General features: G+C 52.9%; 15 protein-coding genes. 4 read left to right on the top strand and 11 right to left on the bottom strand.

What is annotated here, in order from left to right; genetic code table 11:
- Nucleotides 1-256: 256 nt before the first annotated feature.
- Both dnaA and M1D30_RS02255 read left to right on the top strand, forming a co-directional pair.
- Nucleotides 257-1,666 (top strand): chromosomal replication initiator protein DnaA, encoded by a 1,410-nt coding sequence (gene dnaA, locus M1D30_RS02260; RefSeq protein WP_248505827.1) that lies wholly within the window; start codon nt 257-259, stop codon nt 1,664-1,666.
- Between the two features lie 62 nt (nt 1,667-1,728).
- A complete protein-coding gene (locus M1D30_RS02255) occupies nt 1,729-4,536 on the top strand; it encodes a hypothetical protein (protein ID WP_248505825.1) in 2,808 nt (935 codons plus the stop codon).
- Here M1D30_RS02255 and axeA1 read toward each other — a convergent pair.
- The 8 genes from axeA1 to M1D30_RS02215 form a co-directional block, all read right to left on the bottom strand.
- A complete protein-coding gene (axeA1, locus tag M1D30_RS02250) occupies nt 4,505-5,914 on the bottom strand; it encodes an acetylxylan esterase AxeA1 (RefSeq protein WP_248505823.1) in 1,410 nt (469 codons plus the stop codon). The two genes, M1D30_RS02255 and axeA1, sit on opposite strands and share 32 nt — an antisense overlap.
- Nucleotides 5,915-5,954: 40 nt before the next feature.
- Nucleotides 5,955-6,749, bottom strand: a complete 795-nt coding sequence (gene nagB, locus M1D30_RS02245; RefSeq protein ID WP_248505821.1) for a glucosamine-6-phosphate deaminase — start codon at nt 6,747-6,749, stop codon at nt 5,955-5,957.
- 32 nt (nt 6,750-6,781) lie between these two features.
- Complete coding sequence (locus M1D30_RS02240; protein WP_248505819.1) at nt 6,782-8,338, bottom strand: M6 family metalloprotease domain-containing protein; 1,557 nt, start codon at nt 8,336-8,338, stop codon at nt 6,782-6,784.
- Nucleotides 8,326-9,975, bottom strand: a complete 1,650-nt coding sequence (locus M1D30_RS02235) for a fumarate hydratase (RefSeq protein WP_248505817.1) — start codon at nt 9,973-9,975, stop codon at nt 8,326-8,328. Before M1D30_RS02235 ends, M1D30_RS02240 begins: the two co-directional genes overlap by 13 nt.
- A gap of 19 nt (nt 9,976-9,994) precedes the next feature.
- On the bottom strand, nt 9,995-12,895 hold the full coding sequence (locus tag M1D30_RS02230) for a pitrilysin family protein (protein ID WP_248505815.1): 2,901 nt from the start codon (nt 12,893-12,895) through the stop codon (nt 9,995-9,997).
- A 9-nt stretch (nt 12,896-12,904) separates the two neighbouring features.
- Nucleotides 12,905-14,758, bottom strand: coding sequence for a DUF4954 family protein (locus M1D30_RS02225; RefSeq protein ID WP_248505806.1), 1,854 nt, complete (start codon nt 14,756-14,758; stop codon nt 12,905-12,907).
- Nucleotides 14,759-14,792: 34 nt separating this feature from the next.
- On the bottom strand, nt 14,793-16,091 hold the full coding sequence (gene hflX / locus M1D30_RS02220; protein ID WP_248505804.1) for a GTPase HflX: 1,299 nt from the start codon (nt 16,089-16,091) through the stop codon (nt 14,793-14,795).
- A 76-nt stretch (nt 16,092-16,167) separates the two neighbouring features.
- Nucleotides 16,168-16,878 carry a DUF2461 domain-containing protein gene (locus tag M1D30_RS02215; protein ID WP_248505803.1) on the bottom strand — a complete coding sequence of 237 codons (711 nt, stop codon included), beginning with the start codon at nt 16,876-16,878 and terminating at the stop codon, nt 16,168-16,170.
- 145 nt (nt 16,879-17,023) lie between these two features.
- On the opposite strand from M1D30_RS02215, the gene M1D30_RS02210 reads away from it, so the two are divergent.
- Both M1D30_RS02210 and M1D30_RS02205 read left to right on the top strand, forming a co-directional pair.
- Complete coding sequence (locus tag M1D30_RS02210; RefSeq protein WP_248505801.1) at nt 17,024-17,455, top strand: DoxX family membrane protein; 432 nt, start codon at nt 17,024-17,026, stop codon at nt 17,453-17,455.
- A gap of 11 nt (nt 17,456-17,466) precedes the next feature.
- Complete coding sequence (locus M1D30_RS02205) at nt 17,467-17,736, top strand: hypothetical protein (RefSeq protein WP_248507716.1); 270 nt, start codon at nt 17,467-17,469, stop codon at nt 17,734-17,736.
- A 133-nt stretch (nt 17,737-17,869) separates the two neighbouring features.
- On the opposite strand, the gene M1D30_RS02200 is transcribed toward M1D30_RS02205, so the two are convergent.
- The 3 genes from M1D30_RS02200 to M1D30_RS02190 are packed head-to-tail and all read right to left on the bottom strand — an operon-like array spanning nt 17,870 to nt 26,628.
- Nucleotides 17,870-20,260: a M6 family metalloprotease domain-containing protein gene (locus M1D30_RS02200; protein WP_248505799.1), complete on the bottom strand. Its 2,391-nt coding sequence runs from the start codon at nt 20,258-20,260 to the stop codon at nt 17,870-17,872.
- Nucleotides 20,261-20,264: 4 nt separating this feature from the next.
- Nucleotides 20,265-22,094 carry a T9SS type A sorting domain-containing protein gene (locus tag M1D30_RS02195; RefSeq protein ID WP_248505797.1) on the bottom strand — a complete coding sequence of 610 codons (1,830 nt, stop codon included), beginning with the start codon at nt 22,092-22,094 and terminating at the stop codon, nt 20,265-20,267.
- Nucleotides 22,095-22,101: 7 nt separating this feature from the next.
- Nucleotides 22,102-26,628, bottom strand: coding sequence for a hypothetical protein (locus M1D30_RS02190; protein WP_248505796.1), 4,527 nt, complete (start codon nt 26,626-26,628; stop codon nt 22,102-22,104).
- Nucleotides 26,629-26,944: the final 316 nt, after the last annotated feature.

Below are 26,944 nucleotides of genomic sequence, written 5' to 3'. Positions count from 1 at the left end.
ATCCGACTCATTTCTTTTTTAGTAAATAACTGATAATCAAGACCTACAACATAAGCAAAGGGGGTATGTTCACCAAAATTCGTGAAACAACGTAAAAGTCAAAAAAATAGCGAGTTACGGAAATTGTAAACACAACCCTTATTTTTGCATCATTTGCATGTTTCATTTTTTTTTGCGAACTTTGCACTCGTAAACAATGCAAGACATAATCTTGTATCATTAAAACAATTAATAACTAAAATAATAAACGCCCAAGATGCAGAACAGTCATAAGGCGCTTTGGGACAACTGCCTACATTTGATTAAGCAGAATGTCACTGAGCAGACCTTTAAAACGTGGTTTGAGCCCATCGTCTTCGAGTCGTACAACGAAGAGCAAAAGACGGTGCTGGTACAGGTTCCAAGTCCATATGTATATGAGTACTTGGAGCAATACTACGTGCGCTTAATGGCTTGGGCTTTATCAAACAGCTTCAAGACCAACGTGCGTCTGACCTATCGTCTGATGACAGATAAGGAACACAAGTTGACGCAAGACGTGGAGAGCGAACAGCCTATGGATGTGGAAGCACCCGCTGCCACCGTTCGCGGGAACAAATCACCCACCGTACTTGACGCTGCCACACCACAGGACCTGAACCCCCGACTGGATCCAAAGAAGACGTTCGACAACTATATTGAAGGACATTCAAACAAGCTACCTCGCACCGTAGGTCTCTCTATTGCAGAGCACCCAGGCAAGTCGACCTTCAACCCATTCTTTATCTATGGTCCATCAGGTTGTGGAAAGACACACTTGATAAACGCCATTGGCGTTCAATGCAAGAAGATGTATCCGCACAAGCGCGTCCTCTATGTGTCGGCCCGTCTGTTCCAGGTACAGTTCACCGACTCTGTACGCCAGAACACAACCAATGATTTCATCAACTTCTATCAGAGCATCGATGTACTGATAGTAGACGATATTCAGGAATGGGTCAACTCACCCAAGACGTTGGACACATTCTTCCACATCTTTGACCACCTGTTCCGTTTGGGCAAACAGATTATTCTGGCCAGTGACCGTCCTCCCGTTGACCTCGTTGGCGTAAAAGACCGTCTGTTGACACGTTTCTCTTGCGGACTGATCGCTGAGCTCGAGAAGCCTAATGCACAGTTGTGCGTAGATATTCTGAACTCAAAGTGCCGTCGCGACGGACTGAAGATTCCTGCCGACGTGATTGCCTATATCGCCCAAACAGCTAATGGTTCCGTACGCGATTTAGAGGGCGTATTGAATTCACTCATGGCCTATAGCATCGTGTACAACTCGAACATCGACATGCATTTGGCCGAGCGTATCATCAAGCGCTCTGTGAAGATAGATAATCATCCGCTGACCATTGACGATATTATGGAACGTCTGTGCCAGCACTATGGTGTCACCCAACAGCAGGTTGTAAGCAAGAGTCGTAAGCGTGAGTTCGTACAAGTACGACAGGTAGCCATGTATCTGGCTCAGAAGCACACCAAGATGCCCGCATCACGTATCGGTCTGCTCATTGGCTCACGCGACCACTCAACCGTTATCCACAGTTGCGCCGCCATTGAGAAACGATTAAAGATAGACAAGGGTTTTGCTGAGGAACTAAATAGCATTGAAAACTCTTTCAAACTGAAGAAATAAGAAAAGGCTGGTTAAACGAAACCAGCCTTTTTTCGTCATATTTTTACAAGAACTTTTTAATTATGACGAAATCATTCCGTATCCTCCTCCTTCTGCTTTTGCTTCCAATGCTGGCAAAAGCAGGCAGCATTGAAGACATCCGTCAGGCATTGGAGTCATCATCACAATCACGAATACAGGAGAAAGTATATATCCACACAGACAATCAATGTTACTTTGTGGGTGATACACTATGGTATAAAGCCTATGTGGTTAGGGCCGACAACCTGATGCCCACCAACATGAGTCGCATACTATATGTAGAACTACTGTCACCAGATGGTCTGTTGGTAGAACGCCAGAATATCGTCATCAATCCTAAAGGATATACCAGTGGTCAGTTCATTTTGGAGGATTCCCTCTATTCGGGCTATTACGAGATTCGCGCCTATACCCGCTGGATGCTGAACTTCAACGTCCGCCATCATCGCTATCGCAGAGATGAGACCTGGTGGTTCTATAACAAACAGATGGCAGCCGACTATTTTCGTGTCTGGGACGGTCTGTACTCACGCGTGCTTCCCGTTTACAGTAAGCCAGCAGAAGCCGGCAATTACGACGCCCATCGCATGTATCAGCGCCCAAAGACCAGACTACCGAAACAGAAGAAACCCGATCTTGAGGTTACCTTCTTTCCTGAAGGTGGCCACCTGATAGAGAACACCGAGAATCATATTGCTTTCGAGGCCGTCAATCAGTTTGGCGAAGCGGTGAGCATCAACGGCACCATCAGTATTGACGGCATGCCGGACATGACCATAAAGACCGAGTATATGGGACGCGGCTCTTTTACGCTGACGCCCACCAACAAGCACGCCAAAGCACGCTTTACCTATCTTGGCAAGAATTACAGTTTCGACCTGCCCAAACCCGAACGTCAGGGTGTAGCCATAAAATTGGAAGACAACCTGCTGAAATTGCAAATGAAAGACCTGCCACAAGACAAAGAATACGGTCTTTCCATTATGTGTCGCGGTGTATTGAAGCATTTTTCTAAGCTAACGGGCACATCATCCATCGAACTTCCTATCAAGCAACTGCCAACAGGCGTCAACGACCTGACCGTGTTTGACAGCGACGGACAAATATTGGCCGACCGTCTGTTCTTCATCAACCAACACGACATGGACAACAGTGTCATTACTGCCGATTTGGATGCGACACATACCTATGAGCCCTATGAGAAGATAGATATACCCGTGCAGTTGCCCAACGTCACAGAGCCCACCACCTTCTCTTTGTCCATTCGCGACACCTATACCGATGAGCCCAGTTACGACAACTCCACCATTCTCACAGACCTGCTGTTGTCAAGCGAGTTAAAAGGTTTTGTGGCCTACCCTGCCCACTATTTCGAGAAAGACGATGAGCAACATCGTCGCCATTTGGACCTGCTGATGCTGGTACAAGGATGGCGGAAATACAAATGGGAAGCCCTGGCAGACACAGCTCAACAGATGCGTTATGAGCCCGAGAAAGGGTTGACCATAGAAGGAACAGTATACAAGATGCTTAGTCTCAACGAGGTGGAGCCAGAAGAAGTAGGAAGCTGGCAAGACGGTGTAGGCATGGTAGGCCGCATGACCAAGCATGAAGACGACGAGAAGAACCCGTTTGAAGATGACACAGAAAGCGAAGAGTCCGACGTCATCAGTTCCTATTCCGCACAAGAACCCGCAGACACGTGGTCGGCAGTAGGCGACATTGAATACGGCTCTCTTGGCAACGCCAACGATGACTTGGGCGTGAACCACGGAGGGCTGCGCTATGAAGTATTGGTAGAAGCAGAGATATCGGCTGGCGGACAATATGTTGGCGGTGTCCAGAAGACAGAGAATGGTCGATACATCTTTAACGTGCCCCCCTTCTATGGCTATGCCTACCTCAACATGAAAGCCTACAAGGAGAACGACTCCATTAAAAAGAACATGTCCTCACGCAAGGACGTCTCTGTGATGGACGAAGACGCCTATCCCGACTTCTACGTCAAGCGCGATCTGTTCTATCCCATCTTCACACACGACTATACCTATTACGAGAAGCACCAGCCCGACTATAGCGAGGAGATGCTCATCGATACCCTTTCCGACCTGTCGATGGAGAACGACGTGCACCAGTTGCAGAATGTCAGCGTGACGGGTCATCGTCGTGGTCGCCGCGCCATCGACTGGCACAAGCCAGCCTTTGTCATGGATGCCTACGACCTGTATAACGACATCACCGACCGAGGGTTGTCGTTTGGCAAGCTCGACATGCGCCAGTTCCCAGTACAAGTAAGCAAATACCTGTACGGCAACATGAACCGCTATACAAAATACAATGTGGACGGACGCGTAGCAGGAGCCGTGTACTATCGCAACTACAACCCCGACCCCAGCGAGGCAGCTGAGGAAGGACGTTTCCGTGCTCACCGCACATCACAGGACGTATATCATAATCTGAAACTGAAACGTCTGAAGAACATCCGCGTGTTTACAGATTACGAGCCAAGAACAGAAGACTCCACCATGGTAGAGAACGTCTACTCGCCTGATGTAACCATAGAACTCGAGAACTTCCCCGATGAAGGTGTACAAAGAACTTTCCGCGACCGACATATCATGTTCCAAGGATTCAACCAGGCCGCACAGTTCTATCAGCCAGACTACAGCAACAGAGAACCAGGCAGCGTGCCAGCCGACTATCGCCGCACACTCTACTGGAACCCCAACGCAGTAAGCGATGAAAACGGACGGTTCACAGCCTCTTTCTATAACAATGCGAAAGAGACCCGTCTACACATGAGTGCAGCAGGCATCACTAGCGACGGTCGACTGCTGCACGCGAAATAGCATCAGCCACGGCGCGAGCCATCTGAGCATCACCCTGTTCGGTGGGATGAATGCCATCAGTCTGCATTTGTTTTCCGTCGTTGTTATGAAACAGCGTGTGGAGGTCAATGACTTCCATGCGCTCTTTTTTTGCCACCTTATTAATAATAGGTATAATCTCATTCACAATGACAGAGTCGCTGATGTTCCATGAAGGCTTATAGGCAGGAACAGGCGTGCAGAGAATGATACGCGGATTAGAAGCCTTCTTCAGTTCTGTCAGCATGGTTCGCAAGTCCTTTTCAAATTCATTGCCATACTTCCAGTTCTCCGGTTTGGAGTCGTTAGTGCCCAGCTTAATCACCACCACATTAGGTTTGAAAGCCAACGCATCGCGCCAGGCACGCTCCTTCATATAAGGATTGTCACCCTTCTCGAGCATCGTGCGAGCACTGCGACCATAGTTCTTCACCACATAGCCCTCACCCAGCAAACGCTGAAGTTGGGCAGGATAGCCACGCGACCCACTCATGTCAATGCCATGACCATCTGTGATGCTGTTGCCAATACATGCCACACGCACCGCATCACGTTTAGGCGCCTTGTGAAGATTCAGCCACGTGGTCAGGTCGCCCAGCATCTGGTCGTGATAAGGCCACGACGAACGGAAGCCAAAGCCATGACCACCCGTTGGGTAAACATAAAGTGCACAATCGTTACCATTGCGACGCATGGCCGAATAATAAGCAATCGCATTCGTAACGGGCGGCACCACACCATCATCATTCGCCGTGAGGATGATGGCAGGAGGCGTAAGATGACGCACCACAGCATTCTGGTTCGAGAACAACTTCACCAGTCGTTCATCCTTCTGTCCCTCCTTCCCCAGGAAGTTCTGGCACGAGCCCTTATGACTCTCGCGTTCGTTCATCGAGATGACAGGATAGAACAAGATAGAGAAGTTTGGCCGACAGTCATACTCACTATGCGTAGACACCGTAGAAGCCAGGTGACCACCAGCCGAGAAGCCCATGATGCCCACGTCCTCAGGATTAATATGCCAGGCGGCAGCCGAGTCACGCACCATGCGGATGGCATTCTGCGCATCACTCATAGGAATGGAACGGTCGCCGCCAGGCATACGATAAGTTAATACGAAAAAGGCTATGCCCTGCTTGTTAAAGTACGCGGCCCAGTCGTGTCCCTCGTGCTGCGTGGCCAGATGCGTGTATCCGCCACCTGGACAATCCACCACAGCCCTTCCTGTAGGATGCTCAGGCAGATAAGCCACCATGTTGGCCTGTCCGTCGGCCGTGATGTTCACCTTAAACGATTTCAGTGTTTGTGCCTGCATCGACAATGCGACGAAAGCCAGACACAGGGCAGATAGTCTTTTCATACGCTATTCTTTCTAAAAACAATAAGTTTCTTCAGTAATATTACAGCAGGTTGTTGCGCTCAATATCCTTAAAGTAACGATAGGTACCCACCTTCAGCTCCTCACAGGCAGCGTCGTCAGCCACGATGATTCCATGCTGATGCATCTGCAGAGCCGAGATGGTCCACATGTGGTTCACGCTACCCTCAACAGCAGCCTGCAAAGCACGACACTTGGCATGACCATTCACCAGGATCATCACCTCCTTGGCAGCCATCACCGTACCCACACCCACAGTCAGAGCCGTCTTGGGCACCTTGTTAATGTCGTTCTCGAAGAAACGACTGTTAGCAATGATCGTGTCGGTGGTCAGAGTCTTCTGACGCGTACGACTCGTCAAGCTTGAGCCAGGCTCGTTGAAAGCGATGTGACCGTCAGGACCGATACCACCCAGGAACAGGTCGATGCCACCAAATTTCTCAATCTCCTTCTCGTAGTTAGCGCACTCCTCAGCAAGATCCTTCGCATTGCCGTTCAGGATATGAATATTCTCCTTGGGACAGTCTATATGGTTGAACAAATTGGTGAACATAAAAGAATGATAACTCTCGGGATGCTCCACAGGCAGTCCCACATACTCATCCATGTTAAACGTCACCACGTTCTTGAACGACACCTTACCCTCCTGATAAGCCTTCACCAAGGCACGATACATGCCAATGGGTGAAGAACCCGTAGGAAGACCCAACACGAAAGGTTTCTCGGCTGTAGGTTTAGCTGCATTAATCTTAGCCACCACATAATTTGCTGCCCACTGCGACATCAAATCATAGTTTGGTTCAATAATAACTCTCATAATAGTTTTGTTCTTTGGTTAAATTTTACTGATTATTTTAATATTTTCTTATATACTCCATTTGGGTTTCTCGTCAGGTAAATACCCTTTCCTTGTCTTCCCACACGACGTCCGCGCAAGTCAAAGAAAGCAGGTTTACTGTCGGTTGCTGATGACACCGTCCGAATGGCATCAGCGTCAGGATTCCCCAGAAACACGAACGAGACGAGTCCATCGTCCGACATTGTGATATTCGTAATAGGCTTATTCAGCAGAGTGTCACCCGCCTCATTCGGATAGAACATCACCGGCGCAGGCACCGACGTCTCCGTCAGCCAATCATTAACAAACGTCGTACTGTCAGTAGACCAAGGATAAGCCGACGTACTCAGATAGCGACTGTTCAGCTTCGGACTGTGCGCATACTGCTTCAGTTTCATCTTCGAAGCATAATTCGTCCATGCATCATAGTCCATATTGTCGGCATGCACCAAGTCAAAACAACGCTTTTGCGGATTAGTGTTCACCCTGTTAGAGCGCCACGCACTACCATCGTTATACACATGATAGACCACGAGACCCTTTCCAGGCACACCCAGGTCCCATCCGCGCTGCTGACGGTTCTCAAGCAACAGCCACTCCTTGTCCGAGTGCTTAATCCGATAGACATCGCCACCCTCGGCAATAGGCATCATCCCCGTTACGACCTGCGAATCTGTCAGTTCCACGGGCTCGAGCCATCCCATGAGCACCTTCTCCATGGCCGTATAGTTTGGCGGGCACCATCCATTGTTGGTAATCAGTCCGCCATCCATCAGGTCCCATTCATCGCACACAGGAGCACCACTCGTTGTAGAATAGATATCAGGCAGTCCCAGACAATGCGAGAACTCATGACAGAGCGTTGCAAAGCCACAGGAAACATCCCTATAGTCCACCCACAGTTCCGCGCTGGCCGAGTAATTGGAAATACTCTTTCCATCAGGCGTCGTAACGGTACTGAATATACTGGTGTTAGGCCAGATATAACCAGCCATGCCCGAGATGTTACCACCACATCCCGCATAGACAAAAATCACCTGTTCAATCTCGCCGTCGCCATTCCAGTCATAAACCGAATAGTCAAGGTCAGGATTCTCCTGAATAACCAGTCTTGTGGCCTCTGCCAAAGACTCTTTTCCGTAGTTCTTGGCTTGTGAAGGTCGTGCCACCTGGCTCACCCTCACGGGTCCGAAGACATCAAACTGCAAGTTAAACAGTCCGCGCGACTGGTCACGGTAATAATCCACCACGCAACCAGGTCCGTTGCCCTGATTATAACCAGGCACATTCATAATACTGTCGTAGAGCGCATGAGCATCAGCACGACAGAAAGTCAAATCTGAGAACTCCACGAGAATCACCATCTGCCGATACGTCCTCGATGCGTCCCAGTGAGTATTAATGGCAGGCAGTCTATGGCTGACGACCGGCGCCCGCTGAGCGGTGGCAGCATCGCCACCGTTCAGGTCGGGCGTACAATCGCCGCGCATCACCTCAAACTGAGCTGTCGCCGTAAGTGGAGCGACAGTCAGCAGAAGCGACAGCATATATTTTCCTATTTTGCGCATGGGGTCCAGGGCTTCAGCGTTTTGAAGAAATCGTTGCCCTTATCGTCCACCAGAATAAATGCGGGGAAGTCTTCCACATCAATCTTCCACACAGCCTCCATACCAAGTTCAGGATATTCCACGCACTCGATGCTCTTGATGCTACTCTTCGAGAGAACAGCAGCCACGCCACCGATAGTGCCCAGATAGAAACCACCATGCTTCTTACAAGCCTCGGTCACCACATCCGAACGGTTACCCTTGGCAATCATCACCAGCGATGCACCGTTAGCCTGGAACTCATCCACGTAGGGGTCCATACGGTTGGCCGTTGTCGGACCCATCGAGCCACAAGGATAGCCCTCTGGCGTCTTGGCAGGACCAGCATAGAGCACGGGATATTTCTTGAAGTACTCGGGCATGCCCTCGCCAGCATCCAGACGAGCCTTCAGCTTAGCGTGAGCAATATCGCGAGCCACGATGATAGTACCCTTCAGGTTCACGCGGGTAGAAACAGGATACTTACTCAGCTCCTTGCGCACAGCATCGATACCTTCGTTCAGGTCAATCTCGATACCCTTGCCGCCTTCACCCGGCTTGCGCATCTCCTCAGGAATCAGCTCTGTGGGGTTGGCATCCATCTTCTCCAGCCAGATACCATCGGCATTGATCTTTGCCTTGATATTTCTGTCGGCCGAGCAAGATACGCCCATGCCGATAGGACAACTGGCACCGTGACGAGGCAGACGAATCACGCGGATGTCGTGAGCCAGATATTTACCACCAAACTGCGCACCCAAGCCAATCTTGTGAGCCTCCTTCAGCAGTTTCTCCTCGAGGTCGATGTCACGGAAGGCACGACCCGTCTCGTCGCCCGTGGTAGGCAGGTTATCATAGAACTTGATTGAAGCCAGTTTCACAGTCAGCAGGTTCTTCTCGGCCGAAGTACCACCAATCACGAAAGCAATGTGATAAGGAGGACAAGCAGCTGTGCCCAGCGTCTTCATCTTCTCAACCAGGAAAGGAATCAGCGTACCCTCGTTCTGGATCGTAGCTTTCGTCATGGGATAGAAGTAAGTCTTGTTGGCCGAGCCACCGCCCTTAGCCACCATCACAAACTTATACTCGGCACCCTCGGTAGCCTCGATGTCAATCTGTGCAGGCAGGTTACAACGGGTGTTCACCTCGTCGTACATGTTCAGAGGTGCGTTCTGCGAATAGCGCAGGTTGTCCTGCGTAAACGTGTTATACACGCCGCGGCTCAGAGCCTCCTCATCCTCGAAGCCAGTCCAGATCTGCTGACCCTTCTCACCGTGGATGATAGCCGTACCCGTGTCCTGACAGAAAGGCAGAATGCCCTTGCAAGCCGTCTCGGCATTGCGCAGGAACTGCAGGGCCACATACTTATCGTTCTCCGAAGCCTCAGGGTCGGTCAGTATCTTAGCCACCTGTTCGTTATGCTCACGGCGCAGCATAAACTCCACATCGTGGAAGGCCTGCTGAGCCAGGAGCGTGAGGGCCTCTTTCGACACCTTCACAATCTGTTTTCCTTCAAATTCGGCGGTGCTAACGCCTTCTTTTGTCAACAAGCGGTATTCCGTCTTGTCTTCGCCCACCTGAAACATGGGGGCATACTTAAATTCAACTGGTGTTGCCATAAAGTATTATTTTTTAAGTTTAGTATCCAAAAATCTCTTCCGTTGTCAGTCGCTTAATGCTTCCCAGCTTCTCCAGCGAAGCCATGTCAAGCTCAGCCTCGTCGCCCAGGATGATGTAATTATACGCCTTGTTAGCCACCTGTTCGTTGGCAAAGCGCAGCACATCGGCCATCGTCAGGTTGGGCAGTGCCTCATAGATGCGCTGGTTGATGTCGTAGTCGATGCCGCGACGCTGAGCCACCAGCCAGGCGTTGATCAGCCCGAACTTCGTGGTGCGCTGGCTGGCCAGTTTCTTGGTCAGCGACTCCTTGGCGATGTTGAAGGCCGACTCGCTCTGAGGCATCTCATTCAGGATGGCGTGGAACTGGTTCACACAGTCCATCATCTTGTCGTTCTGCGTGATGATGTAAGTATAGAAATACTCAGGCATCTCCTCGTAGCTGGGCTCCACATAGTAGGCCGACGCACTGTAGGCCAATCCGCGGGCCTCGCGCAACTCCTGGAACACGATGGTGTTCATGCCACCGCCGAAGTACTCGTTAAACAGAGCCGTCACAGGCGCCTCCTCGGCCTTCCATCCACGGTTCTCGTTGTGATACATCATCATATAGATGTTCTTCGCATCATAGGGTGCCAGCGTCACGGTGCTCTCAGGCGTAGCCTGCAGCACATAGTGATGACCCTCTGGAGCAGTCTTCAGCGTCTCTGGCGTCTGGTGCGCACTGGTCACCGCCTCGGCCAACTCCTTCTCGCTCATCGGACCATAATATAATAAGGTGTGCTCGAATGTCGACAGGTTCTTCAACAGGTCGAGCAACTCCTGCGGGTTGGTCTGCTGCAGTTCGGCGATGCTCATATCGTGGCGCGAGGGGTTGTAGGCACCATACTGCGCATAGCGTGTCAGGAAATTGAAGTTCGTGCGCTGGTCCAATTTGTTGTCCATGCGGCTCTTTGCCTCCATGGCCACAAACTGCGCATAAGCCTCGTTGTCCACCTTGGCGTTCTTCATCAGGTGCTCCAGCAGTGCCAGCGCCTCCGTCATGTTCTCGCTCAGTCCGTTCAAGCTCACCGTAATACTGCGGTCGCCCTCCTGAATGTTATAGTTGCAAGCCAACTTATAGAACTGCTGCTTCACCTCCTGCGCCGTCAGCGAGTCGGTACCCAGATAATCCAAGTAGTCGCCGGCATAGCCATAGCGCACATCGGCCTCACTGCCAAAGGGATAGTAGAACGACATCTGGAAGCGTCCGTTCTCATTGTTGTTCACATAGATATAAGGGAGGTTCTTCTCCGTCTGTCCGAAGGTTAGATCCTTCTTGAAGTCCACAAAACGCGGAGCGATGGGCGTCACCTTGGCAGCCTGGATATCCTTCACAAACTGACTCACATAGTCGCGGTTTGTGGGGATAGGCGTAATGGCAGGCTTTTCAATCTTCTTCTGGTTGGGATCCACGCCCTGCTTCTTAAACACAGCCACGTAATTGTCCTTGAAGTGCTCGTTGGCAAAGGCCACAATCTGCGCCTTCGTCATGCCCTCCACGCGCTCCAGCGATTCCACCTCCTGTTTCCATTCGGTGCCGTGGATAAACGACTGCACATACATGTTGGCACGTGCCTGGTTACTCTCCAGTGCGTTGTAATACTGCAACTTCATGTTGTTCACCACCGAAGGCAGCAAGTCGTCCGAGAACTCACCCTTCTTCAGCTTCTCAATCTCGGCCAGTAGCAGTGTACGCACCTCCTCCAGCGACTGTCCCTCCATGGGAGTGCCCGCCAGGATCAGCGTTGTATAGTCCATGCCGCTCTGCACGCCCGTGCCAGCACCCAGCATCAACATCTTCTGGTTGATGTCCAAGTCAATCAGTCCTGCCGTGCCGTTGCTCAGCATGCGCTCCACCACCTGCAGCGTGTCAATCTGCAGCGACGAAGCCTTGTCGAAGGCATAGCCCATCCACAATGTCTCAGCCTCCTGACCCACAACGGTGGTGTCCACGTGGTGTGTCAGTTGCTGCTGCACAGGAAACTCAGGCTGCTTCACGTCCTCGCCCGGCTGCCACTGGCCAAAATACTTGTCGATGGTAGCAATCACCTCATCGGGGTCAAAGTCGCCCGCCATACAGATGGCCACATTGTTGGGCACATACCATTTCTTGAAATAGTTCTTGATATTCGTGATCGACGGGTTCTTCAGGTGCTCCTGCGTACCGATGGTGGTCTGCGTGCCATAGGGGTGCGTGGGATACAGCGCCTTCTGCATGGCACTGAACAACTTGTCCGTATCGTCGGTCAAGTAGATGTTATACTCCTCGTACACCGCCTCCAGCTCCGTATGGAAGCCACGGATGGTCATGTTCATAAAGCGGTCGGCCTGAATCTTGGCCCAGTTGTCGATCTCGTTCGAAGGGATATTCTCCACATAGCAGGTCACATCTTCGCTCGTATAGGCGTTCGAACCCTCTGAGCCGATGGTGGCCATCAACTTGTCGTATTCGTTGGGGATGTTATACTTCGCAGCCAGCTGACTCACCGAGTCGATCTCGTGGTAGGCCTGTCGGCGTTCCTCGGGGTCGGTCATCTTGCGATACTTCTCGTAGCGCTGTTCAATCTCGTCCAGCAGCGGAGCCTCCTTTGCGGCGTCCGTGGTACCAAACTGGCTGGTGCCCTTAAACATCAGGTGCTCCAGATAGTGAGCCAGTCCCGTGGTCTCGGCTGGGTCGTTCTTCGAACCCGTACGCACGGCGATGTAGGTCTGAATGCGTGGTTCCTCCTTGTTCACACTCAGATACACCTTCAGTCCGTTCTTCAACGTATAGATGCGGGTTTGTGTCAGGTCACCCTTCACCTCTTCATAATCATACTTTGAGCAAGAGCTCAATGCCAGGCCCATCAGGGCCATTCCCAAAAATAGTCTAAGTCTCATTGTGCTATATTAATTTTCGTAATCAATCTCGTGGTCGAGCTTCTGGAGGAAGTCCTCATAAACCTCCTGCTCCACATCACCCATCTGGAACTCCTTCTCGGCATCCTTTCTAATCTCGGCAATCCATGCACGGCGTGCCTTCACATAATCCTCACGAATACGCGCGCAGGCAGCCTCGTCCAGCGTCTCCAGGTGATAGTAGTCCAGAATCAGCTGATAGCTCCATGCCCAGCGATAGTCGCTGTAGTTGTTGTTGATATCCTCGAAGCGCGTCAGCACCTGCTGAATATTATCGATGCTGCCCTCCTTGATCTCGTCAATCAAGCGTTGCTCCTCAGTCTCAGGCAACAGCAGCCCGCTCAGGTCCGACCATGCGCCCTTGCCCACTTCCGACTTCGGATTGCCAAAGAAGCCCTCCTTCTGGGCACGCTTCAGCACGGCACCCATAAAGATGCGCAGGGCTATATCATAGTATTTCAGTCCTTTCTTCAGCGACGAGGCATTAATCACATATTCGTGGAAGTTATACGTGGTCACGTTGTCGCCCGAGGCATTGCGCAACGCCTTCAGAATCTCGATGCCCTCCATAATCTCGCCCACGGTGAAGGGGCTCAGCCAGTCAAAGTTGATGATACTCTTCTTCGACTGCTTCGAGCGCTTGTCGCGCTTGGGCCATTTCTTAATGTCGCGATACAATCCCACGGTGGTAATGTTGCGTCCAGGCACCAGATACATCGTGTCGCCATAGGCAATCAGATACGAGAACGGCAGGCAGCGCGTATCGGGGTGGTGCATCAGTTTGCCGAAGCACACGCTGAACGCACCAATCGTGGCAGGCATCAGCACATACGAGCCCGAGGCCGTCTTGGTGCCGCGCTCCAGGGTGCCATAGTGCAACGGGCCCATCTTATAGGCGTGGTTCGAGAAGTTGGTGTTCGAGCCAGCGTTATAGAACGAGAACTGTCCGCCGATGAGCAGCGAGCTCTTATGGTGAGAAGCCGAGAACGGTCCGCAGAAGGCGGCGCAGGCCTCACCGTTGGCCATAAACGAGTTGGCAAAGAACAGACTGGCCTCGGCCGTGAAGCCATTGGTTATCTGACAAGCCTCGCCCACGAAGCAGTCCTGCATCTTCACCGAGTTGTTGATCGAGCAACCGTCGCAGATAATCGAGTTCTCGCAAATCACACCCGTGCCAATGAACACAGGCGCGTCCTCACTACTCAGAATCGTACACTCGTTCAGTCGAGCAGCGCCACTAATCTCGCAGTCGCCCTTGATTACCGTGTTCGTAATATCCTTCGTATTGATAATCTTCACGCTGTTACCAATGATGCCGCGCTCAGGCGTCGACACCCGCACCTCGTCGTCAATCAGCTGTTTCAGTCTGTTCACCAGTGCCTTGTCCGTGTGGTGCTTCACCATGAAGGCAGCCAACTGCGAGTTCAGTTCCCTGAACAGCGTCACGTTGCCGTCGCCCATCTCGTTGAGTACAGAGATTGTCGAGCCTGCGCCATAGCTGGCACCCTCGCGTGTCTCCATCGTCGATATGTTGGTGATATAGCAGTCGTCGCCAATGGTATAGTTGTTGATGAAGTTGCCCACCTTTTCAATCAGGCAGTCATCACCCACGGTCACGTTTCTCAGTGTGGCGTCGTTAATGCCCGAGTGCTTGTGGAAGCCTTGAGCCACCTCCACCATTTTCTCGAACTTACCCAGGCGAATGTCGCCATAGAACATCACACGGTGGAAGTTATAGGGGCGGAACACCATGTCCACCATCACCCTACTCCAGTCCTCAGCCCAACAGCCGTTGTTCTCCAGCACCAGAACTTCCTCTTGTGTCAGTTGTCTGTACTCTCTCATAAATATTTAATGTGTTAGGTTCAATTCTCAGTTCTCAACTCTCTATTTGATATAGAAAGTCGTTATACGGATATTTCTGCACATGCAGCTCGCGCACTTTTTGATAGAGAACGTCGCGCAACTCGTCAATATTCTCCTTCTGCTTGGCTGAAATAAACAGGCAGTCGCCCTGCATCTTCGCCATCCACGTCTTTTTTAGTTCCTCCAGCGAGATATTTTCCTTCGTGGGCTCCGTCAGGTCATCTTCCTCCTGAGGTGTCCATGTGTAGGCATCAATCTTGTTGAACACCACCATCGAGGGCGTCTCCGAGCAGCCCAGCTCACTGAGTGTCTGCTCCACCACGCGAATCTGGTCCTCAAAGTCGGGGTGACTGATGTCCACCACATGCACCAGCAGGTCGGCCTCGCGCGTCTCGTCCAGCGTACTCTTAAAACTCTCCACCAAGTCAGAGGGCAACTTACGGATAAATCCCACCGTGTCGGCCAGCAGGAAGGGCAGGTTTTCAATGGTCAACTTGCGTACCGTGGTGTCCAGCGTGGCAAACAACTTGTTTTCTGCAAACACGTCACTCTTCGACAGCAGGTTCATCAGTGTCGACTTACCCACGTTCGTATAGCCCACCAGCGCCACGCGAATCAGTCGTCCGCGGTTCTTGCGCTGCGTGGTCTTCTGCTTGTCAATCTCGGCCAGTCGCTGTTTCAGCAGCGTGATGCGATGCAGAATGATACGGCGGTCCATCTCCAGCTGCGTCTCACCAGGGCCACGCAGTCCCACGCTTCCCTTGCCGCCACCGCCGCCTGAGCCGCCGCCCTGGCGTTCCAGGTGCGTCCACAGTCGCTGCAGTCGTGGCAGCATATAGCGATGCTGTGCCAGTTCCACCTGCGCCTTGGCCTCGGCGGTCTGAGCACGCATGGCAAAGATATCCAGGATCAGCGATGTGCGGTCCAGGATCTTCACTTGCAGTTCCTTCTCAATGTTTCTGATTTGTTTAGCACTCAGTTCATCATCAAAGATCACCATACCCACAGGCTGTGGCATGTCTGCATCACTCTCATAATCCTCGCGATGCTCCATGGCCTCGTCATAGGCATCCTCGCACTGCTTGATATATTGGCGAATCTCTTCCAGTTTTCCGCTGCCCACATAGGTCACGCTGCTGGGTCCACCCACACGCTGGGTAAACCTTTTCACAGTCCGTGCGCCCGCCGTGGTGGCCAGAAACTCCAGTTCGTCCAAATACTCTTTGGTCTTTGCTTCGTCCTGTTGGTTCGTAATCAGTCCCACCAATACGGCCGTCTCGGCTTTGGCTTCGGATATTACAAATTCTTTCATTCAGTAGTTATTATCGATAATTGGCTACAAAAGTACAAAAAAAATTCCTACAACCGTTATGGTTATAGGATTTTTTTTATTCATAGTCGTCAATAACGCTGTTCATCATGTCCATCATCGGCTTCGCGGCCCTGAACATCGTCTCAATCTCGTCCAGCCAGTGGTCGCCCTCAAAGAAACTGTCGTCCACGCGATGCCAGCAGCAGTAGTCCTTTTGTCGCAGATATTCCACGTGTTCCCAGTCGCGTGGAAATCCCGATGGGCACGTCTTCAGTCGTTCCATGCCAAAGCCCTGCGGCTGGTCCCAAGTGGCCATGTCGGCAGGTGCCTCCACGCGTCCATAGTATTTCTGAAACTCGGCGTTCTCTACCCTTTTCAGCCATTCGTCCGTGTTACCCATAATCTCGTTTCTGCACGACGTCAGGATATTCGTGGGCAACCAGTAGTTGCCGCAGGCCACCAGGCAGTGTCCTGGCTCCAGATGCAGGTAGTAGCCACCGTGCAGCGACTTCTTGCCGTGGGCTGCGATATAGGCGCCCAGGTGGGTTTTGTAGGGCGACTTATCGTTCGAGAATCGCGTGTCGCGATAGAACCTATAGGTGCAGTCCTTCACCGTCAGGTGTGCTATCGTCTCGTCGAACGTCATAATGCGCCCAATGGCCTGCTGCACGCCCCGTTCAAAATCCGCCCTGACGGCGTCATACTCCGCCTTATGTTCCATATACCACGCCCTGTTGTTGTTAGTCCTCAGCTGGCGCAGGTACTTCAAAATTCTTTTTGCATCCATCGTCTTTTCTGTTTTTTTGTGTATAGGCTGCAAAAGTAGAAAGAAAATCCGAAGCCTCCAAATATTTAAGTAGAAATAATTTGGTCGTTTTCATGCTAATTCGTATCTTTGCAAAGAGTTTATGTTCAACAAAACTAGATTTTCTATGAAGTACGTCAAGCAATTCTTCCGTCTGCTATTAGGCGCATTCATGACCTATGCAGGCATCAGTCACCTCACGTTCAATCGTCAGGAGTTTGTAGCCCAGGTGCCCACGTGGCTGCAGTTCAGTCCACAGTTCACCGATTTCATCGTGTTGTCATCGGGCTTTGTCGAGATTGTCTTTGGCTTGGGTCTGCTCCTGCTTGTAGCCAACAAGCGAGCCGTATGCGGTGCCCTGCTGGCCCTCTTCTATGTAGCCATCTTCCCTGGCAACATCAATCAGTATGTCAACCATATCGATGCCTTTGGTCTCAACACAGATCAGGCTCGTCTCATCCGTCTGTTCTTCCAGCCCGTGCTCATCTTCCTGGCCTTGTGGACCACTGGTGGCTGGAAATACTGGAAGCTGTGGGCGAAGGGCAAGCTGAAGGAATAACAGATTAGATGATGACAATCGATACGACAAACATGTGCTCGCACCTACAGCGGAAGCTGTTTGAAGAGGATGGAGTGTATCATCCTCTGTGGCTAGCCATGCAAGATGATGCAGAGCTGACAGCCGTAGTCCGTTCACGCCAACTTCATATCTACCGAAATGGCAAGAAAGTGTTAGTGCTGGCCGGCAAGGCTGCACCAAAGATTATCAGGGAAGATAGACTTAGCGAATTGCTACCAAAAGTACCAAAGCTTGGTAGCGTCAGTACCAAGCCTTGGTAGCGTCAGTACCAAGCCTTGGTAGCCACACTACCAAGCGTTGGTAGTCAGGCTACCAAGCCGTGGTAGTGTGCCTACCAAAGGGCGGTAGTGTGGATGAGTGCATCCCTTTTCTTTTTATACATAATCGTAAGCCTTACCTCACAACCTTTCGTTCTATTGTTCCATCGGCATAGCACACCCTGCGGATGAACAGGCCCGAAGTGGGCTTGGCAGCCAGCTGACGACCAGAGAAGTCGAAATACTGGATGCTGAGGATGGAGGCATCGGACGATGCGCCCTGAGACTGATGGATGCTGGTCTCGACGGGCAGGGTGACGGTCTGCGTGGCAGATGACAGGGAGCCTGTCCAGAGGCCAACGGCCAAGGCCTGAACGGAGAACTGATAGGTGCGACCTGCCACCAGGCTGTCGATGGCGACGCTGGCGCTGGCAATGCTGTCGATGGTCCACGAACGGGGACCTGCCGTCCAGGCGGCATCGGAAACGATGGAGTCGGAGAACACGCGGAGGTCGTTGACATAGAGGCGCTCCTTGGTGGTGGCTATGGCGAGGCGATAGGCAGCGGGCACGTGATGGAACACGAGATCCTGCTGGGCCTCACTGCGACCATCGCCCGTGAGGGAATACTGCTCGACGGTTTCGCCGGTGGTGGCATCGCTCAGGGTGACGGTATAGCCCACGCGCTTGGAGGGATAGCCGATGGCACGCAGACTGACATAGGCGTTGCCATTGGTGGCAGCACGGCTGATGGCGGGGGTGACGAGTTCGCCGGCCTGGTTATAGCCTCCGATGCGTACATAGCCACCTGCGGCATAGACGTTGGTGCCACTCCACCCTGACTGACTGGTGTATTTGTCGAGGCTCTGGTCGATGGCGGAGGCTCCCGACACGGGATAGTTGCCATCGGTCATACCTGAGAAATCGTCGGCAAGGATGACGGGGTTCTCTTCCTGGCGCAGCACCTCACTGATGCTGAGACGATAGTGCCGAGCTTCATCGACGGGGTCCCAGTTGGCCGTGAAGCCGTGACTGGTGACATCGCTGACATAGAGGTTCTGTGGGCGCGGCAGCCGGTCCTTCATATAGCGGAACGAGATGACGCCGTCGTGGTCCTGGATATGGGTGACACCTCGCTCGGTGGGCACGTCGTCGAGCGACAGGGCACTGGGCGATGAATAGTCGGTGAACGAGTCGATGCCCGACTGCGGGAAGGCGGCGGTCTTACTGCCATTGCTGCCCTTGGCCTCGAGGATGTCGATGTAGTTCTTGCCAGCGTTCACGGTGTTGTTCTGCCAGGCAGTAGCGTTGTAGTAGATGCGCCAGATGAGCATGCCCTGACCAGGGAGATAGGTGTCCCACCCCGTTTGGCGTCGGTTCTCAAGAATGAAATACTCGTCTTTGTTGGCGCCTCGGCAGTTGATGCGGAAGGCTTCTTTACTGGCCTGCAGTTCGTGGAGCACGAGCGAGTCGGCAGGGGTGTCGATGGTTTGCAACGGCATCCAGCCAATGGTGCTGCGCTCGTAGGCCGAGAAGGCGGGCGGGGTGCGACTGTCGTTGTTATAGCTGCCCGAGCACATGAGGTCCCACGAGCCAAGGGTCTCGGCGGAATACATGGTGTCGTACATATCGGGCAAGCCCAGCACATGGCCAAACTCATGACAGAAGGTACCAATACCCTCGGCCTCGGTACCCGTGGTATAACGGAGCTCGGACGAGCAGGCATAGCGATCGAGCATCACGCCATCGAAACTGGCATAGATGCCCAACTGGGTGAGGTTGGAGGCATGGGGCCAGATGGTGTAGGTGGCTGCGCCATAGCTCTCGGCATAGCCGGCATAATAGACATAGACGAAGTCGACGGTGCCGTCGTGGTTGTTGTCGTAGGGACGGAAGTCAACGCCCAGCGAGTCGTGGGCATAGGTGCTGGCCTCGACCACCATCTCGTGGGGACGGATGTCGGAGCTGTTGACACCACCATTAGAGCCGTAGTAGGCCATGTTGTGCTTCAACTTGATGGGACCCACGACATCGAAGGTGGGTTGGAAAAGGCCGTCGGACTGGTCGATATAGTAATCGCGACAGGAGCCGGTGGCACCGTTATAGCTGAAACCCTCTTCGTTCATCTTGCGCAAGAAGAAGTTTTGGTCGTAGTTCGACTGAAAGCTGTTGTCGGCAAACTCGACCAGCAGGACGAGACCACGAATCTGACCCGTGGACAACTCGGGGTCGACACGCAGATGACGAGGCGACGAGGCCTGGGCACGGCGGGTCTGAGCCATGAGCTGCTGTTGCTGCTCGACATAGAGGCCCTGGCGCTGGAAACAGCCATCGGCCATGGGGCGCAGGAGATAGCCATCGCTGGAAACGAAGTGATGGCCGTACTCATCGCCCACGAGGCGATAGGTGACGGGGGTGCCGTCGGCAAGCACGGCCTTATGCCTACCAGGCCACGCCGGCACGGCCTGAGCCGCCACCGACGTGACTACAAAAACAGAGAGAATGAAAAATCTTGTTATACGGTTCATTGCGTTATTTCATGATTTTGAGGGTGCGGACAGCACCACCCTTTTGCAGCTTGATGAGATAGGTGCCATGGGCAGGCACGCGGATGTCGCTGAGGTCGCGAACAAGAGTGCCCTGACCAACGAGCTTTCCACTGACCGTATAGAGCTGATAGCGACTGCCTGCCACGGTGAAGGCATCGGCAGCCGACTGGATGCCTGCTGTCTGGCCCTCAGGACGGGCGTCGAAGCTGTTGATGACATAGCCACTCTTCACATCGACAAGGGCCGACGTGACATGCAGGTGGCGCTTGTTGATGAGGTGGGTATTCTTGCCTGCATGGACAACATGGGTGGGCACGTCGAAGGTGTAACTGTACTGACGGTGCTCACGACCGGCAATGGTGCCACGCACTACGGGCGTTCCGGCATAGGATGGGAAGGCACCGATGGCCAAGTTCATCATGACATAGTCGGTGGTGACCGCGGCCCTGTCAATCCAGCCAGGCAGGTTACTCGCCTCGCCACTCTGTCCGCGGGCGTAGTAGTTATGCTGGGGGAAGGCTTCGCCAAGGGCATCGTCCTGTCCCTTCACCTCGTCCTCGAGGAGATGAAACACAAGGTTGTATTGGGCGTCGGCCTCGTCTTTTGCCGTATAGAAATCGGCATTGACGGTGAGCTGGGTACTGTCAGCATTCCACTGGCAGGTGGTGGTGAGTACAGCGCCAACGGGCACGCTCTCGTTGCGGAAGATGGTCCACATGTCGTTGGTAGGCGTGGTGTTGATCTTGCGATCAACCATGCACGAGGGGGCACCGGTGAAGTGGCTGTAGAGGTCGGCATAGGCGTAAGGCAGCGACGTGTCGGGCTCAAGGATGTCGCCCCAATGCACAGCCACGGGATTGAACCATTCGCCATATTCCTTCTTCATCTCTTCGAGCACATAGGCGGCACCTGGGCACCAGCCACACCAGAGACCGGTGGCCTCTTCGACCAAGACGCGACGACGGAACTCGGGGTCCTGGAACGTGGCACGGGCGGTGGTGGTGTTGTTGGCCATATAGGGGTCGTCAACGCCATTCACCTTGGTGATGGTGAAGGTGACGGGCAGGGTGCCATAGGCGGTGCGATGCAGGGTGATGCTGAAGGGCGACTGCCCATTGACAGGCATGTCGGTAGTGAAGGTCTTGGTGGCCAACTGGCCATCGAGGGTGTAGGTCAACTCGTAACTGCTAACAACATTGACACCACCATTATAAACCACACCCGAGAAAGTGAGCGAGTCGGTGCCATAGGGGGCCGTACGGTCGTCGACAGCGCTGATGCGCACCTCGTTCTGGGGCAGGTTGTCGCCCTGGACCACGGCCTCGATACAAAACACACCTCCCGTGAGTGACTCCCACGACGAGCTGGAGTTAACATACACACTACTGCCATCGCTGGAAGAACCAAGGGCATAGCCAAGGCCATCGGCCTCGGTGAACGAGGCACGATAGCCAATGGCGATATCCTTGTCGGCCACAATCTCCTGGGGGGTGGCGAGTGTCAGCTCGTTCCACCCCGCCGAGAGGGTTGTTATCTTCTCTTTATAATTGTTGGCAGTATTGCGGGCATCGTCCTTGAAATAGACGTAGACACCGGTGGCATCGTGCTTCACGCCAATGCGCAACTTGGTGATGCGAGCGCCCACATAGGGACGGAGCATGTCGGCACGAAAGGTGGTGTAGGCGGTGTAATAGGTATTGGCCTTACCATAGCCTTTCTCCACCTGGTCGCCACAATAGCGCAGCTTCAAATCCTGCGCCGAGGCGGTGGTGACGAGTGCCAGCAATGATGCTACAATAATACTTCGTATCATAAAGCGACTATCGACGGATGTGTTTCTTACCATTCACCACAACGATGCCCTTATAGCTGTTGTTGACACGCTGACCAGAGATGTTGTAGGTCTGATTGGCCTTGGCGGCATCGGCACTGGCGCTGTGGATGGCGTTGGTGAAGTCGCTGACGAAGACATTCGAGCCATTCGACTCGCCCTCGGCATAGACAGCCGTCACGAAATAGCTGTTGCCTGTTGCTGCGTTGGCCTCGGCATCGGCGTATGTGGTTTGGTCCTTGCCAAGGGTGGCAATGAGTTGACCATCGCGATAGACCTTATAGCCCGTGAGCGACACCTTGACATCAGGGTTGCTGACAGAGGTATAGGTGAGGTCGTCGAGGAAGGCCACTATATAGTTGCTGGTCTGCGAGCAGGCGCGGATAGCGAAGTGCTTGGCAGTCTTGGGCAGGGTGAACTCGAACTTCACCCAGTCGGTAGTACCTTCCAGCGAGTCGCGATCGATGGCCGTAAAGTCGAGGGGATCGGTTGAGTCGAGGTCGGTGGTCATAATCTCGAACACCTGAGCATCAGAACCTGCATTGGGCACACGATACCAGAAGCTGATGTCGCTGCCACCCACAACGGCGGGCGAGATGAGCCAGTCGTCGGAGGGGATGACGCTAGTTTCGCTGGTGGCTGCCCATGTGGCGAGGTAACGGTCGCCAGAATGGGGCTTCAATACAGGGAACTTATTGAGGTCGAAGCCCACCTGCGTGGGGTTCCATACCTGCCAAGCCATGGGGGCGAAGTAGTTGTCGTACTCAGGACAGGTGAAGCCAATGGTGTAGGCACTGCCATCGCCATCGTAGGTAGTCCAGTCGCCGATGTTGTTGATGATGAAGTTGTCGTAGCTATCGAAATCGTCGGTAGCCGACTCAACATATGTATCCTTGGCAGGTGCTGTCCAACTGAGGTTCACACTACCGGCAGCGCAACGGCCTTGGAGGGCATCGACAGCAGGCAACTGGTTGCCACGGACAGAGAGTTTTACCACGGTGCTTGAGTCGTTGGCGGTGTTCACATCGCCTTCGAGGGCAATGACAGCACTATAGAGGTGCGACTCGCCTGCCTCGGCCTTGGTGGTGGGCACGCTGAAACGATAGGTCTTCACCTGGTTGGTCACGGTGTTGTCGCCAGTCTGGGTGGCCAGGGCCTGACCATCCTTCATGAGGGTGACGCTATAGTCGTTGGCAGCCTCCATGCCATAGTTGGCCACAGATACGGTGAACACGCCAGCCTCGCCTGCATCCACGCGCTTCTTCTCGACGTTGATGCGCTCGAGGGCGAGGTCGTGCTTGTTGCCTTCGGCAATGGTGATGTTATCGATATAGATGGGAGCCACGGCACCAATGGCGGTGGCAGCAAAGGCCAACTGAACGTCGGTCTTGGTGTTGTCGAGGGGCAATGAGAAGCGACTCCAGCCTTCGGTGCCGTTGTTATAGTCGAGAATAGCCTTGTGGGCCACAAAACCCTCGTCCTGATAGTTGGTGTAGAGGTCGAGCACCACATCGTCCTCCTCGGCATCGGCGCCATGATACATATAGAAGCTGAGCTCGGGGTTCACGGTGTTGGCCAGAGACACACGGGGAGTGGTCATCACCTCCTTATTAGAGGTCTCGTTGATATAGGTGAAGGCCAGCATACCACCATCGTTGTCGTAGGGTTTCACAGAGATGCCACTGCCTGTGGATACGTTCCAGGCATGATCGTAGTTGTCGCTCATACGTGTCCAGGGGTCCTGGTTGACGAAGCCATAGGCAAACGACTCGTTGTAAGGCAGGGCATAGGGCTCGCCAAGGACGATGCCGGCCATATAGCCATCAGAAGAACCTGCAGCGTTCTGGGCCACGAGTAGATAGGTGACATAGGCCTGTCCCCATCCCCAGTAGTTTTCGTCGGTAATGGTGAAGGCGCTGGTGGGATTGTTCTGGGCCTGCCAGTGTTCGCTGAAGTTATACTCATCGTAGCGATAGAGCACATATTTCACATCATCGGGCACCACATAGCCACCGTGCTTACCCTTGTTGGGCACCTGGGTGAAGTCTACCTGAGCGGTGAAGTTGCCCCATTCGCCCTGCACCTGCTTGATGGCGAGCGTGGGCACATCAGAAGGAATGTCAAGTCCAACCCAGTTGGTGACCTCGGCAGCGAGACCCTGACCGGCCTCGTTGTAGGGAACGAGCTTATAGGTGACCAGACCGTTCTGAACCTCGGTATCGGTCCACGACAGACGGGCACCTACGGCAGGCGACTGGAACACATGGACGGGCTGGTCGCTGTCGTTGCGGAACACGTCGATGCGAGAGATGCTACTCAACTGGCCCTGGGCATAGGTCTTGCTGGGGGCAGTGAAGCTGAGGGTATTTACAAGTGCGCCCTGTTCGCCAGCAACAGCACTTACGTTAACGACGCTGTCGGGAGCGTTGTAGTTGGCATAAAGTTCAACAGCAATATTGTCGAGAATCACATTGACGCTGTTGCCAACGGTGGTGTTGTGGAAGAAAATGTTGTATTTGCCATCCTCGGCCACATGGAAGACAAAGGCTGCCTTGCCAGGCACATAGTCCATCGAGAAGGTGGGGGTAATCTGGGCCACACTATCGGTAATCTCGGTGCCCTTGCCCAGGAAGATGTTCATCTTCTCACCATAATAATAGTTGTCACCCCAGTCGAACGAGAGGCGATAGTCCTTGCCGGCCTCGAGAGCCACCTTGGGCGAGATGAAATAGTCGTCGTTATAGGTAGAAACGAAACCGTTCTCTGGGTCGGTCACACCATTACCATGCAACCAGGCCTCGGCCAGTGTGGGGTCGTTACTGGGGCACATCCAGATCCAGGTGTTGCCATCGGCATTGCGGTCGATGACCTTGAACGACTGGAAGTTCTCTTCATAATAGAAGGTTTCCTTATAGGGGGGATACCACACGCTGCCAGCAGGGAACACGTTTGACTTGGCCTTGGCATTGCCATTGGTGCCAGTGTGCGACACCACCTCGTAATAGTAGTCGTGACGGGCATCGGTGAGCTGCTCTGAGAAAGAGGTGGCCTTGATGCCGGTGACCACCTGGACAGCACCAGGATAGCGGATGACGTCGTAGTTGAGCGAAGCCTCATCCACAGGACCATAGTTCAAGGATGTGGTAGGAGCGTCCCAAGAGAGGCTGGCCTTCATATCGGCACTGATGCTCAGGGTAAGGTTGCCAACGGCGTTGGGGATGTCGCTGCCCACAAACACATGGTCAACGCGCTCAGGACTGCTGCCTTTGTCGTTGGCCACCTGGATGGTGAGTTTATGAGCGCCATCGGTGAGGTTCAGATCAACGGTGGTTTGAGCACCGACAGTAACCGAGGTCTCGATGGTGTTGCTGTCGTCGATGGTGACAAGGGCCTTGAGGGTGCCCGAGAGGTTGTCGGCACCATCGTAGGTCTTGGTGGGTGCAGTGAAAGTCACCTTGCCATCGGCAAACGCGATGCCACTCACGGCAGCAGGGGCCTTGTCGGCAGCCCAAGGCAATGAAAATCCTGCCATGGCGAAACTGCCCTGAGGATAGGCGATGAGATGGGTGGTCTGACCTGTTGCAGGGTTGAACACGGCCATGTGGCCCTGCCAACTGTTGTCCAGGTAGTTGAAATAGAGTTTGCCAGTGGCGAAATCGAAGCTGGCTGAAGCCACGTTGTTGATGCACTCGATGTCGCCCTTGATATCGGCATAGACTTTGGTGGCAGCACTTGTTTCCTTGTTGAACTTATACAGAGAGCCATCGTAGGCCATATAATAAATGCCATCCTTGGCCGACACCATGGCAAGGGGGAAGGCATCGAAGTTGCCAACAATCTGGGAACTGAGGTCGGAACGCTTCACCTCGAGGATGCCACTCCATGTGGGTACATAGAAGTTGTCGGAAGAGGCATCGTAGGCAGCACCTGTTGGACGACGGATAGGTGTGTCGCCCTTCAGATAGTCGGTCTTGGTTTGCAGCAGCTGACCCGTCTTGACATCGTAAACACTAATCTTCCCGCTACAGAAGCAATACCACTTGCCATCCACCAATACGTAAGAGCCATTGGAACCGATAGCCTCGGTGGGCAGCACGAGTCCGTTATGCTCCTGATAGAGCTTGGTGTTGCCATTGAGATAATAACCCAGCACCTGTCCCTGGGCAAAGCCGTTGGCATCGTCGGTACGCGAGTCGAGCACTGAATAGAAATAGATGCTGTCGGGATAGACCTCGGATGCGGCAATCTTTTCGGCACGGTTTGGTTGACTGGTCCGGTTGACTGACTTGCCTTTCTGCAGACCGCCTTGGGCTACAAAGTCGGCATAGTCCTTAGGGGCGATGTTGTACTTGCTCGTGGGAGCAACCTTAATCTTTCCAACACGCGGACGTTGCTTAACTTCTGAGACAGGGGCCTTGGGCTTACCTGCAACAGTAATCGCTTCTGTGGACTGGGCCAACAGAGCACTACTACCTGCTAAACTTAGCAGGAAGAATGAAGTAAACACTCTTTTCATAGTTCCTTTTAAAAACAATTAAACTAATCTTTTTACCTATAAACATAGCAATTTGGCTGCAAAAGTATATCAAAGAATTTAAACAAGGGAAGAAATTATAAAAAAATTTGCATAAAAGAATGTTAAATACCGAAAAGTTGGTATTTTTTCGCTAGCATTTAATGGAAAAGTGAAACAAAAACGTTTCGATTACTAATAATTTGCTATAATTGTGTATTAATAAATTCATCACAATTATAGCCTTCAAAAAGATTTTTTTCGATGACCATGACTGATGTCGAGTTTTTTTTATACCTTTGCACCCTTGAAACCAATA

Origin of the sequence: Prevotella sp. E15-22, assembly GCF_023204875.1 — a bacterium.
GTDB lineage: Bacteria > Bacteroidota > Bacteroidia > Bacteroidales > Bacteroidaceae > Prevotella.
This window is presented reverse-complemented; position numbering and strand designations above follow the sequence as displayed.

Excerpts from the sequence above, each read along its gene's own strand:
- M1D30_RS02200 (WP_248505799.1), bottom strand. The coding sequence starts at position 20,260 with ATGAACCGTATAACAAGATTTTTCATTCTCTCTGTTTTTGTAGTCACG.
- M1D30_RS02235 (WP_248505817.1), bottom strand. The coding sequence starts at position 9,975 with ATGGCAACACCAGTTGAATTTAAGTATGCCCCCATGTTTCAGGTGGGC.
- M1D30_RS02190 (WP_248505796.1), bottom strand. The coding sequence starts at position 26,628 with ATGAAAAGAGTGTTTACTTCATTCTTCCTGCTAAGTTTAGCAGGTAGT.
- M1D30_RS02255 (WP_248505825.1), top strand. The coding sequence starts at position 1,729 with ATGACGAAATCATTCCGTATCCTCCTCCTTCTGCTTTTGCTTCCAATG.
- M1D30_RS02225 (WP_248505806.1), bottom strand. The coding sequence starts at position 14,758 with ATGAGAGAGTACAGACAACTGACACAAGAGGAAGTTCTGGTGCTGGAG.
- hflX (WP_248505804.1), bottom strand. The coding sequence starts at position 16,091 with ATGAAAGAATTTGTAATATCCGAAGCCAAAGCCGAGACGGCCGTATTG.
- M1D30_RS02240 (WP_248505819.1), bottom strand. The coding sequence starts at position 8,338 with ATGCGCAAAATAGGAAAATATATGCTGTCGCTTCTGCTGACTGTCGCT.
- M1D30_RS02230 (WP_248505815.1), bottom strand. The coding sequence starts at position 12,895 with ATGAGACTTAGACTATTTTTGGGAATGGCCCTGATGGGCCTGGCATTG.
- M1D30_RS02215 (WP_248505803.1), bottom strand. The coding sequence starts at position 16,878 with ATGGATGCAAAAAGAATTTTGAAGTACCTGCGCCAGCTGAGGACTAAC.
- axeA1 (WP_248505823.1), bottom strand. The coding sequence starts at position 5,914 with ATGAAAAGACTATCTGCCCTGTGTCTGGCTTTCGTCGCATTGTCGATG.
- M1D30_RS02195 (WP_248505797.1), bottom strand. The coding sequence starts at position 22,094 with ATGATACGAAGTATTATTGTAGCATCATTGCTGGCACTCGTCACCACC.
- M1D30_RS02210 (WP_248505801.1), top strand. The coding sequence starts at position 17,024 with ATGAAGTACGTCAAGCAATTCTTCCGTCTGCTATTAGGCGCATTCATG.
- nagB (WP_248505821.1), bottom strand. The coding sequence starts at position 6,749 with ATGAGAGTTATTATTGAACCAAACTATGATTTGATGTCGCAGTGGGCA.
- dnaA (WP_248505827.1), top strand. The coding sequence starts at position 257 with ATGCAGAACAGTCATAAGGCGCTTTGGGACAACTGCCTACATTTGATT.
- M1D30_RS02205 (WP_248507716.1), top strand. The coding sequence starts at position 17,467 with ATGACAATCGATACGACAAACATGTGCTCGCACCTACAGCGGAAGCTG.